Here is a 12,335-nt window from a genome sequence, read left to right as displayed (position 1 = left end):
TGCCTGTTTTCCTATGGCTAGCTTTTCAGCGATAAGATTGAGGCCCGCTAGTTAAGCGCGAAACGAATAGGCACTCTGACCTTGTAGTGACTCGCTAACCTTGGCGTCGGCGCCGCAAATTGCCAGTTTTCAACCGCAGCGATTGCTGCTTGATCTAGCAGGCTGAAGCCTGAGCTTGTGACTAACGTCAGTGCCAGTTGCTCGCCAAGTTCGTTAAACATCACTTCTATGGTTGCAGTGCCTTCGAATCCTTTCTTACGCGCTATCCGTGGATAAGTCGGTTGCGGTGGCGCTGTAGCAAACAGCGGTTTGGCTAATTCCACTATGTTCGTTTGGAGGCTGTCGTTAAATGGGGCATTGTCAGATGCTGCACTGGCCACATTCTGGGTAGCTTTTGCATCTAGTTCGGCTGCGTTAGCGATTAAATTCGTTAGTTCATGTGCTGTTTTGGGCTCTGTTTTTAGCTCTAATTCTTGTTCAACATGTTCGGGTCGCTTATGTGCTAAAGCGTTCGTCACTAAAGGATCTGCATCTGGATGACTTTTAGTCGTGGGCTTTGCGGCTAAAGATTTTTTGACTAACTGGCTGTCAATTCGTTGATCCGCTTTGGTTTTTTCAACAGCCTCGATAACCGTTTTATCGACAGATTCCGCTGTTGATACTTTTCGCGCGGTGCTGTTTACGCTTGCTAGCTTGGATTCTGCTTGCGTTATGGGCTCGACACTGGCGTTGCTGCTTGTCGTGCTCGTCGCAGCAGAAAAATTGAGGGTGACACGATTCGCGCTGGGAGCGTTCGATGCTTGATTTGCACTCGATGCTTGGGCGCTTTGCAGCATAGTGATAGCAGGCTGCGAGGCGATAACACCCGTTTGGATGGCAACAGTTAACGCGCCAAAGGCAAGATATCGTTTCGGTGTCACAGCAACCTCTTTTCCCAATAAAGCACTTCTGCTCATTTATCTTCGCTAATTAAGATATCTCAATATAAACAAGATCGCAAATGATAATGATTTGCATTTGATCTATTTTGTTATCTCAGGTAGAGTGCCTGCAATAGCTCGAATGAGCGCTTAAAAAAACAGCTAAACCGACAATTTATCCTACTTTATGGATACTGATTGCCTTGGACTCTGTCTGGAAAGGGCTCAAGTTTGAAAGAGCCTAATCTGGAATGGAGCATCTGTAATAGACTCAATCTCAAAAGGATTGGTGTCTGGAAAGAGACTCTGGGCTCAGTATTGAATTGCACGGGAACAGCTAATTATCACTTGAGGATGAAGAGATGAAGAAAAAGCCGTTAGTGATCGCCATGGCGATAGCACTGAGCAGTACGGCCCTAAGTTTTACGTTAGCGGCAGAAGAAAATGTTAAGCCTGTTGTTCAAGGTGATGCGGATAAAAAACTCGTTACGACAGAGTTTGATGAAGTGTTAGTGAGCGCAACCCGCATCAGCGAGAAAGCCTCCGAAACCAGCCGCAGCGTAGCCGTGGTGGGTGAAGAGCAACTTGCGGTTGCTCAAGCATCATCTGTGGCTAATGCCCTTAAAAATGAGGCGAATATTACGCTAACGAATGGCCCAAGAGCTTCATCTCAAGGGGTTGAAATCCGTGGTTTAAGTGGCAGTCGAGTCCTGCAGACGATTGACGGAGCGAGACAAAATACCGGCTCTGGCCACAGAGCAACCTACTTTATGGACCCTGAGTTACTGAAATCCATTGAAGTGCTGCGCGGTCCAGCCAGTAGTTTGTGGGGCAGTGGCGCACTGGGTGGCGTCGTTGCGCAAAATACTAAGTCAGCGCAGGATTTCTTAGCGCCCAATGAAACCTTTGGTGGCTATTTCAAGCAAGGCTATGAAACCAATGGCTCGCGCACTAAAACCAGTGGCGCTATTTATGGTCAACAAGACAGTATCGATTGGTTACTGAACGGCTCTTACACCGACTCAAACAATATAAAAACCGGTAATGACGAAACCCTAAGCAACAGTTCATCTAATGGCAGCAGTGGTTTAGTCAAATTCGGTTGGCAAGCCGATGAGGCGTCACGCTTAGAGTTATCTGCGAGAGTCAATAAGATCAATGAATTAGTGCCAAGTAATCCTTCTGCGGCAGCAAGTAATTCAGTACCTTTAGTGCGTCGCAAGACAGACGATCAAAATATCACCTTAGATTACAGTTTCAATCCAGCCAATAACCCGTATCTGGATACTAAGATGCAAGTGTATTGGAACAGTACCGACTACGACGAAGACCGTATTACTAAGGGCCAGCTAGACAGTACTGAGTATCGCACTGTGGGCATTAACCTCAATAACAGTTCGCGCTTGGGCAATACATTGCTGACCTACGGCGTTGATGGCTTTCGCGATACCATAGAAACGACGCGTGATGATTCGGGTCAAGTGGGTCAGCGTCCGGGAAATATCGATGGTGAAACCACAGTATGGGGCGCTTTTACGCGGGCAGATATTGAGCTGACTCAGACATTAAATCTGGATGCGGGTCTGCGTTATGACAGCTTTAAAAATGACAGTAACAACCTCAATTTATCCTCCGATGATAATGAGTTATCGCCATCGCTAGGGCTAGTTTGGCAGACTCAATCTTGGTTGACCTTAAGTGCCCGTTACGATCAAGCCTTCCGCGCACCTTCGGTAGAGGAAATGTATTCTAGCGGCACCCATTACTGTATTCCACCTATTCCGGGATTTTTGCCCCAAGGTCTATGCAACACCTTTGCGACCAATCCGGATCTAAAGTCTGAAAAAGCCCGCAACAAAGAAATCAAAGCAGACTTACGTTTCAGTGAGTTAGCCGGTGATGATGAATTAGCGTTGACGTTCAACATCTTCCGTAACGATGTGGACGATTTCATCGTGCAGCAAGTGTCTAATCCTTGGCATGGTATTCCTGGGTTCGAGCAAACGACCTCATGGAATAACGTCGAAGATGCGCGTTTAACTGGCTTTGAAATTAGCGGTCGTTACCGAATTGGCCAAACTCGCTTAGCAATGAATTATGGCCAAACCCATGGTGAAGATCGTAAAAATGGCGGCGATATTGAAGGTATACCCGCCAATAAATTTAACGTCGATTTATCCCAAGGCATTATGGAAGGCGACATGAAGCTCGGCACTCGCGTCACTTATGTGGCGACGCAGTCGAATACGCCTGATGACTTCAAAGTGGCGAAATACGACGATTACACCCTATGGGATGTGTATGTTGCGTGGGAGCCGACTATGGGCGCGATGGCGGGTGTGAGAGTGGATTTCGCCATCGAAAACATCGGCGATGAGAAGTACCAACAAGCGTGGCAAACCTTGTATCAACCGGGTCGTAATATGAAGTTATCGGCGCGCTATATGTTCTAAGCCTTGCATTAAAGTGCTGACTTCCGTTTCGGCAAATGCTTAGTGTTAAATCTGAGCAAGCGGTATACGGGAGTCAGCGTTTAATGCCAAGTCACTCAATAGTCACTACCGCTGGAGACAGTAAAATGAAGATGACACTCGATAGCGAGCTCGATGTCGCGCCAGATTTAGGTTCTGAGCAACGTCAGCTAAGTGAGCAAAATCAGCCAAGTGAGCAACAGGCGCAACTGCGACAACGATTTGAGCAACAAGCTGATTTAATGCCAGCGCAGCTCGCTAGTGAATTAGGCATTGCCGAGCTCGAAGTCGTTGCCGCCTTGCCGCCCGAACAAGTGGTGTTTGTCCCGTTAACTCAGCTCGATACATTACTGCAAGCCTTACCTGAATGGGGAAAGTTAACCACTATTGTGATGTTATCGGGCAGTGTATTTGAATTTAAAGGGGATTTTCCCGAGGGAAAATATGCCCACGGTTATTACAACCTCTACAGCAAGGGCGACGGTTTGCACGGGCATCTCAAATTAGATGCCATGCGTGGCATCGCTTTGATCAGCAGACCTTTTAGAGGCAGCGAGAGCCATTCGATTAACTTCTTCGGCAGCGAAGGGGAGGTCGTATTCAAAGTATATTTAGGTCGTGATAAACAAAGAGCGCTGTTTCCTGAGCAAGTTCGCCAATTTAAAGCACTCGCGACTGCCTTTGCCTCGGTGCAATCACATATCTGAATTGCAGCATTAACGACAGTATTTAAGGAACACAGCAAATGAAGCCTGAAATGACCGAACAAGAACAACGTTTAAGAGACAAGCTTTTACCTGAGATAGAAGCCTTCAAACAGCAAAGGGAAACCTTACAACTGGCCACGCTAGGTATTGATGGCCAGCCGAATGCGAGTTATGCACCCTTCGCACTGGCCGATGATGGTTTTTATATTCTGGTGAGTGACTTAGCTCGTCATGGTCATAACTTAAAGCACTCATCTAAGGTCTCTGTGATGCTAGTTGAGGATGAAACCGCCGCAAAATCGGTTTTTGCCCGCAAGCGTTTGACCTTCGATGCGATTGCCGAGGCCGTGCCCCGCGATACGCCGGCCTTTATTAAGGGCGTTGGTGTGTTATCGGCCCGTTTTGGTGAAATGTCCGATAACCTTGCGGCATTAACCGATTTTAACTTATACAAGCTCGCGCCCCATCAGGGTCTTTATGTGAAAGGTTTTGGCCAAGCATTTAGCCTGAGCGGCGCAGAGTTGTTAGATGTGGATTGGAAGCGTGATGGCCACCATGGCACGCCAAAAACGCCGGAAAACCAGCAAGTCGCTTAAGTCGCGCTAAGCGATGGCAATAAAACCAACCCGCACTCGCTGCGGGTTGGTTTTATGCTTTTCTTTTGAGTAAAACCACGCTTTGCCCTTGAATTTTCCCGCAACAGGTAGCATCTAATTGATATGCTTTAAGCAAAGCTGCGCGGTTAACGGCTTGCAGATACCCAGTTCAGGTGAATGTTATGCTTGAATTGCCGTTCCCTACCGAAGGATACCACCGTGACCGAGCCGACCGTCGAATTAGCCAAATCACCAAACCCCATTAAAGCGGGCGCAGAGCCATTGCCTGAAAAGTTAATTCCAGTCACGCCTACAACAAGCGCTGATGCTTCGAAGGTTAAACCAACCTCAGCGCAGCAAAGATCCGTATTGCCTTGGATTATGGGTTTTCTTAAACCCTACAAACTGAAAGTCGTCGCGGCGATTATCTGCTTGATGATAGGGTCACTCGCTTGGCTATCATTGGGCCAAGGTGTGCGCTTAATGGTTGATGAAGGCTTTGTGCGCGACAACGCGCAGCGGCTGAATGAAATCATACTGTTAGTGCTTGGGATTACCGCCGTCAGTGGCACTGCGGTGTTTTGCCGCTTCTATTTAATGACTTGGCTCGGCGAGCGGGTCAGTGCCGATATTCGTCTAACTGTTTACAATCAACTGCTTAAACTTTCCCCCGCCTTTTACGCTAAAGTGCGCACCGGTGAAGTGATCTCCCGTTTTACCGCCGACTCTACTTTGCTGCAAACCGTGGTGGGCTCGAGTTTATCTATGGCATTGCGCTCAAGTGTGACGGTACTTGGTGGTTTAGTCATGATGGGCATCACCAGCGTTAAGATGACCTTATTAGTGTTATTGGCTGTACCTTTAGTGTTGGGACCTGTGATCTTTTTCGGCCGTAAAGTGCGTACGCTGGCGCGAGAAAGCCAAGACAGGGTTGCCGATCTCGGCGCTTATGTGGATGAAACACTTCATGAAATTCATACGGTACAAGCCTATGGTCATGAAGATAAAGACCGTAGCCTATTCAATACCCGCGTCGAAGATGTGATGTCTGCGGCAAGCGGGCGGATCCGTTACCGTGCCTTGCTGATCTCAACCGTGATGTTTTTAAGTATCGCGGCGATTGCTATGGTGACTTGGGTCGGTGCCAGCGATGTGATGGCGGGTAAGATGACGGGCGGCGAGCTATCCGCCTTTATGTTTTACGCTGTGATGGTTGCAGGCGCAGTGGCGACGATTAGCGAAGTGATCGGCGAAATTCAGCGGGCTTCTGGCGCCGCCGAGCGTTTAATTGAACTGGCTGAAACGCCAGTGGATATTCCCGTTGCAACTCATCCTATTGTTTTACCCGCCAAGGTCAGTGGCGAGTTAGTCATAGAAGGACTCAACTTTGCCTATCCAGAGCATGATGCCTTAGTACTAAAACAGCTTAATATGGCCATTGCCGCGGGGGAGCGGGTTGCCTTAGTCGGCCCAAGTGGCGCGGGTAAGAGTACCTTGTTCCAGTTATTGCAGCGCTTTTATGTGCCTAGCGCTGGCAGTATTCGACTGGAAGGAATTGATATTGCTAAGCTTCTGCCACAAGACCTACGGGCGCAGTTTGCTCTGGTGCCGCAGGACTCTGTGATCTTTGCGACCAGCGTACTTGAAAACGTGCGTTATGGCCGAGTCGATGCGACTGAGCAAGAAGTGATAGATGCTTGTATCGCGGCCCGTGCCCACGAGTTTATTATCGAATTTACTGACGGTTATCAAACCTATTTAGGCGAGCGTGGCGTGCGACTTTCTGGTGGGCAAAAACAGCGGATCGCCATTGCGCGGGCGATTTTAGCCGACAGACCGATATTGTTACTCGATGAAGCGACCAGCGCCTTAGATGCGGTAAGCGAGCAGAAAGTGAAGCAAGCGTTGGACGTATTGATGGCGGGTAAAACCACCTTAATTATTGCCCATCGCTTATCGACGGTGATCAATGCCGATAGGATTTTTGTGTTCGATAAGGGCGAGATTGTTGCCTGCGGGCGCCACCAAGAGTTGATGCAATCCAATGCGTTATATCGTGAATTTGCCAGTCTGCAATTGTTAACCGAAGAGGCCAATGCCAGCGCCTTGAATGAGATCATTTAGGTAAAATAAAACCCAGTTGCTAGCTGAAACGCTCAAGCTAGCTCACTGGGTCTTTTATTGTGCGTTTGTTGCTAAGCTTTGTTGCTAAGCTTTGTTGCTAAGCTTTGTTACTTAGCTTTGTCTTTAAGTGCGGCACTTTAAGTACTGCACTTTAAGTGCGGTCTCTAAGCTTTATCTTTTAGCTCGCGGCGCAGAATTTTTCCTACGGTACTCTTAGGTAATTGCGTCATAAATTCAATGACTTTTGGCAATTTATAGGCGGTCAATTGCTCGCGGCAATAGGTTAGAATGGCCTCTTTTGCCTGTTGATGATCTTGGCTATCATCCTTGAGCACGATAAAGGCTTTAACCGCTTCGCCCGAGTGTTCATCTTTTACTCCCACCACGGCGCATTCGATCACACTTGGATGGCTCGCCAGCACGTTTTCCACCTCGTTGGGATAAACGTTAAAGCCTGAGACTATGATCATATCCTTTTTGCGATCAACAATTTGATGGAAATCTTCCGCTGTTGCTATGGCAATGTCACCGGTTTTAAAGAAACCATCTTGAGTCATAGCGTTGGCGGTTTCCTGCGGATTATTCCAATAACCCCGCATCACTTGTGGGCCGCGCGCGGCTAATTCTCCCGCCGTACCTAAGGGCACTTCAAGGTTGTTTTCATCTAAGAGTTTAACTTCAGTGCCAATCACAGGTTTACCAATAGTGCCAAGCTTTTGATAACCGGGCGCATTGAGTGAAATCACCGGTGAGGTTTCAGATAATCCATAACCTTCGCTGATCATATTGCCTGTCGTCTGTTGCCAAATATTCGCCGCTGCGGCCGTGAGTGCAGTGCCGCCAGAGATAGTGATTTTTAAGTGGCTAAAGTCCAGCGCCTTAAACTCGGGTTGATGGCATAGGGCGACAAACAGGGTATTGAGTCCTGCAAATCCCGTGAAGGGGTATTTGGCGAGTGTCTTAATTAAGCCACTAATATCACGCGGATTTGGAATTAATACCGAGCAACCACCGCACTCGAAATACAGCACTAAGTTCACCATAAAAGCGTAAATATGGTAAATCGGCAGTGGCGCAACAAAGATATCTTCCCCTTCGGTGATCACGCTCGCGATACGGGATTTTACCTGCGCCGCATTGGCGATCATATTGCCGTGGGTCAACATGGCACCTTTGGATAATCCTGTCGTGCCACCTGTGTATTGCAACGCCGAGAGGTCGTCGAGATTTGAGATAAATCGGCTAAAGGGAAGGTCAGCCCCTTGTTTTAAAATCTGACAAAACTCGACATTCTTAAGCCCTGTTTTTGGCTGCACATGCGGATCGATCAAATCTAAAGGATGGGTGGAGATGACAAGTTCTATTTGAGTGCTGTCGATGACTTTGGCCAAGGTCGGCAATAGGTCGGATAACACCACAAGCGCTTTAGCACCAGAATCATTGAACTGATGAATAAGCTCGCGCTCGGTATATAAAGGATTCGTATTAACAAGGATAAGCCCAGCCCTGATTGCGCCGTAGGCCGCGATGACAAATTGGGTGATATTGGGCAATTGAATGGCGATGCGATCGCCGGGTTTGAGTGTGGTCTTATTTTGTAAATAGGCGGCAAAGTAACGAGAGTCGCGTTCTATCTCATTAAAACTGCAGGTTTTACCAAGGCAGGCATAGGCGGGTTTATCGCCATAACGCAGGCTGGTTTTCTCGATCAGATCGACCAGTGATGAGTAGTCTAGTTTGAGTTGAGAGTCTTGATCGTATGCCATGCTGAACTACCTCAAAGATGATGTTTATTAGTTGTTATTATTCTGGAGTTAAACAGGTGTTTAGATTAGAGGGTGTTAGCACTAGAGGTCAATGCTTATCGCAAAAAACATCGCTATGCCAATAACGGTATCTTTATGTAACAAATAGTATTTTTACTCTAAAACTCAGGCGTTAAGGATAGCGTAATTATCGTATCATCGATAAAGCACTAATAGTGCGTGAGTGGAGATCATTCGAGATTTTGTAATGGGTATGTTTATAAGAATTCAACTTGCTTAAGCTTATTTTGCGTAACGTCGAATAACAGATGGATTGCAGCCACTGCTGATTAGATGCCTAAGATTGGATTTTATTGGACGAAGAAGCACTAAAGATATCGCAAGAAATACACTGTCCTTTGAGGATGAGTGTTTGATTTAGAACGGCGCTTAGGTTGATTCCCCAAGCGCCGATTTAGCGGTTAATGTAGACGGTTACCGATATTAACCGCTAAAAGCCTAGGGACTGAAGAATCCAGTTTCTTGACTCACTTGCTGGCTTGGCTGTTTCACATCCGTCACCGAGAATTGGATCATTTTGCGCCCCGAGGGGATGGCATCCTTATCGGCTAATACTGTGACGGGATAGTCCACTTGTTCGCCCGCAGCCAAGGTAATAATAGGATCGGCAATCAAGCTGAAGGGCATTTCACTGTCAACAGCGAGTTGATACTGCTTAGTGTCCTGCGTTTTGTTGCGGATCTTCAGCTGATAGGTATTTTCAATCTTATTGTCAGCGGTTTCGCGGTACAGGCTTTGACGGTCTCGGATCACGTTAAGCTGGATTTCGCTGCGGCTATTTAAATCTAAACCTATCACTATCAGCATGATCACGACCGCTGCGCCGTAGCCTAAGAATCGCGGCGAGCGCCAATAGGAGTAGCTGACTCCCTTAAGATCATTCTCACTCATGTAGCCGATAAGGTTCGGTTTATAATCGAATTTCAACATGGTTTCATTACAAGCATCGACACAGGCACCGCAGTTGATGCACTCATATTGCAAGCCGTTACGAATATCTATCCCTGTTGGGCACACTTCGACACATAAATTACAGTCAACACAATCACCAAGATTACTCTCTCTGAGATTGGTTTCTTGCTTACGTTTACGTGGGCCGCGGGATTCACCGCGCTGTGCATCATAGGTCACAGTTTTAGTGTTGGCATCGAACATTACAGCTTGGAAACGTGAATAGGGGCAGCAATGTAGACACATTTGCTCGCGCATCCAGCCCGCATTCAGATAAGTACAAATGGCGAAAAACCAGACCCAGCTAGTCACCCAAAAGCTGGCATTGCCCGTCAATATGTCCATATAGAGTTCGCGGGCGGGAATGAAATAGCTGATAAAACCACAGCCGGTGAGCAGGGCGGCGAGACCCCAAAGTAAGTGCTTGGTGCTTCTTTTACCTATTTTGCTGCCAGACCAAGACGCTTTGTCGAGTTGCTTGCGTTTGTTGCTGCTGCCTTCGATGCGCGTTTCAATCCACACATAGATAAAGGTCCACGCCGTTTGTGGGCAAAGATAGCCGCACCAAACGCGGCCCCAGAATACGGTAATAAAGAACAGACCGAAGGCGGCGGCGATAAAAATCCATGCGAGTAGGGTAAAGTCCTGCGGCCATAGCGTGATGCCAAAGAAGAAAAACTGTTGCTGGCTGATATCTAACAATATCGCTTGGCGGCCATCGATTGAGATAAACGGCAGGGCGAAAAACAACACGATCAGCAGGCTATTCATCATGGTTCGCAGGCGCTGAAAATCACCTTTCTGCTCACGAAAATGGATGTTGCCAGAGGGCGAATTACTCCCTGTTGCAGTTTCGCTGGAGAGGATTTTAATCGGAATGTGCAGCTCGACTGAGGAAGGTTTCGCGCTCATACTCTTATTCACACTTGGAGAATTGGGGGTAACTTCGCTCTTGGGCATAAAGGGTCCTAACGGCTTAAATAAGATTCGCCTCCCTATAGCAAGCGCTAGGCCAAGTTTTAACTGATTCAACCTTATGATATATATTGTTATTTTATGATGCGAGCTAAGTGGTAGTCGCGATATATCACACATTGGCGATATATCGCGTTTTTAGCTTGTGTGGTTAGAGTTATATTTCACTCGATTGACGTTGGATCCCCAGTTTTTTCATCCGCGATCTTAACGTACTTGCCGGAACGCCTAGCACATTCGCCGCGCCGAGTGGACCGGATATTCGCCAGTTTAAGCGTTTAAGGGTCTGTTCTATATGTAAGGCTTCCGCTTCTGCTAAGGTTTGGCCTTGGGCTTGAGCTAAGGGGTTGTTGCTCGGCATCGCATGGATCTGCAGAATATCGCCTTGGGATAGAATGGCTTCGCGCTCGAGGATGTTTTGCAATTCGCGCACATTGCCCGGCCATGTATAAGCCATGAGCTTTTGCAGCCCTTTTTGGCTCACACCTCGGATTTTTTTACCTAACTTACGATTCAAGCTGTGCAGTATATGGCTGACGAGTTCGGGGATATCTTCGATCCTCGCGCGCAGTGGTGGCACTTGAATAGGAAATACATTCAAGCGGTAATAGAGATCCATCCGAAATAATCCCTGCTCGACCCGCTTGAGTAAGTCGTGATGACTGGCGGCGACCAAGCGAATATCCACTTGAATGGTTTCGCTGCCTCCGAGGCGTTCGAAGGATTGCTCTTGGATGACCCGCAGTAGTTTTGATTGGGCTTCTAAACTGAGTTCTGCCACTTCATCGAGGAACAGCGTGCCTTGGTGAGCAAGTTCGAAGCGGCCTTTACGGCGACTGGTGGCACCGGTAAATGCGCCTTTCTCGTGACCAAAAAGTTCACTTTCTAACAAAGATGCCGAAAACGCGGCGCAGTTGACGCTGATCATCGGCTTGTCTTTGCGGCGACTGAGTTGATGTAAGTTACGGGCAACAAGCTCTTTTCCTGTGCCATTTTCACCACAAATGAGCACAGTACTGTCGGTATTGGCCACCATATGCAATTGCTGGATCATGTGGCGGATCACGCTACTGGCGCCCGAAATATCCACATCACCCGTTTTGTCAGCAAGTTCAGCCTGCAGATAATGATTCTCCGAGGCGAGTCGCTCCGAGAGCGCCTGCACTTGCGCCAATGCTTGGCGTAATGACTGCTCTGTTTGCTTTTGAATACTAATGTCACGAAATATCGCGACTACGCCAATCAGTTCATTATCACGGTAAACGGGGGTGGAACTGTAATACACGGGGAAGCTACTGCCATCTTTACGCCAGAACACATCGTGGGTGATTTCTCGGGTAATACCATCCTTTAAGGTGTTGTAAATCGGGCAATCTTCTTGGGGATAATGGCTACCATCGGCATGGCTGTGATGATGACAGTTATGGATATTTTTGCCCAGTAACTCTTCATTCTTCCAACCTGTCATGCGTTCAGCCGCGGGATTGATGAACACCGCATTCCCGCTTAAATCAAATCCATAAATACCTTCACCGACAGCGTTAAGCAGTAACTGATTTTCAGGTAAGAAATGCTTATCGACTGATTTTTGATTATTGACCGAAATCTCATTTGTCATCTGTGGTACTCAAGCTTGGCTGGTATTGCCCGAGTATACCTTAAGTTGCATGTCGCGATATATCGTGTCTTTGATTGAGTTAGTGAGTATTTCCCACTTTATGGTGACTTATGGGTTTTACATTTTGGCGCCCTAAAGTGCATTTTA

At 47.5% G+C, this 12,335-nt stretch carries 8 protein-coding genes; 4 read left to right on the top strand and 4 right to left on the bottom strand.

Annotated elements, in window-relative coordinates:
* Nucleotides 1-47: 47 nt before the first annotated feature.
* Entirely contained in the window at nt 48-920 is an 873-nt protein-coding gene (locus FW758_RS07360; protein ID WP_446445081.1) for an energy transducer TonB, read from the bottom strand.
* Between the two features lie 362 nt (nt 921-1,282).
* Here FW758_RS07360 and FW758_RS07355 point away from each other — a divergent pair, with 362 nt between their 5' ends.
* From FW758_RS07355 to FW758_RS07340, 4 genes are all read left to right on the top strand, one after another.
* The gene (locus FW758_RS07355; RefSeq protein WP_011846012.1) at nt 1,283-3,373 is read left to right on the top strand and encodes a TonB-dependent hemoglobin/transferrin/lactoferrin family receptor; all 2,091 of its coding nucleotides are present in this window, start codon (nt 1,283-1,285) and stop codon (nt 3,371-3,373) included.
* Between the two features lie 83 nt (nt 3,374-3,456).
* Entirely contained in the window at nt 3,457-4,098 is a 642-nt protein-coding gene (gene hutX, locus FW758_RS07350; RefSeq protein WP_446445037.1) for a heme utilization cystosolic carrier protein HutX, read from the top strand.
* 38 nt (nt 4,099-4,136) lie between these two features.
* A complete protein-coding gene (gene hutZ / locus FW758_RS07345; protein WP_107402482.1) occupies nt 4,137-4,694 on the top strand; it encodes a heme utilization protein HutZ in 558 nt (185 codons plus the stop codon).
* A gap of 219 nt (nt 4,695-4,913) precedes the next feature.
* Nucleotides 4,914-6,818, top strand: a complete 1,905-nt coding sequence (locus FW758_RS07340; protein WP_446445036.1) for an ABC transporter transmembrane domain-containing protein — start codon at nt 4,914-4,916, stop codon at nt 6,816-6,818.
* A gap of 164 nt (nt 6,819-6,982) precedes the next feature.
* On the opposite strand, the gene FW758_RS07335 is transcribed toward FW758_RS07340, so the two are convergent.
* The 3 genes from FW758_RS07335 to FW758_RS07325 form a co-directional block, all read right to left on the bottom strand.
* Nucleotides 6,983-8,584 carry an AMP-binding protein gene (locus FW758_RS07335; protein WP_446445035.1) on the bottom strand — a complete coding sequence of 534 codons (1,602 nt, stop codon included), beginning with the start codon at nt 8,582-8,584 and terminating at the stop codon, nt 6,983-6,985.
* 498 nt (nt 8,585-9,082) lie between these two features.
* On the bottom strand, nt 9,083-10,555 hold the full coding sequence (gene ccoG, locus FW758_RS07330; protein ID WP_446445034.1) for a cytochrome c oxidase accessory protein CcoG: 1,473 nt from the start codon (nt 10,553-10,555) through the stop codon (nt 9,083-9,085).
* Nucleotides 10,556-10,727: 172 nt separating this feature from the next.
* The gene (locus FW758_RS07325; protein WP_446445033.1) at nt 10,728-12,188 is read right to left on the bottom strand and encodes a sigma-54 interaction domain-containing protein; all 1,461 of its coding nucleotides are present in this window, start codon (nt 12,186-12,188) and stop codon (nt 10,728-10,730) included.
* Nucleotides 12,189-12,335: the final 147 nt, after the last annotated feature.

The sequence above is a fragment of the Shewanella sp. 1180_01 genome, from assembly GCF_052850535.1.
Note: the sequence above shows the minus strand (reverse complement) of the source record. Positions and strands in the feature narration are given on the sequence as shown.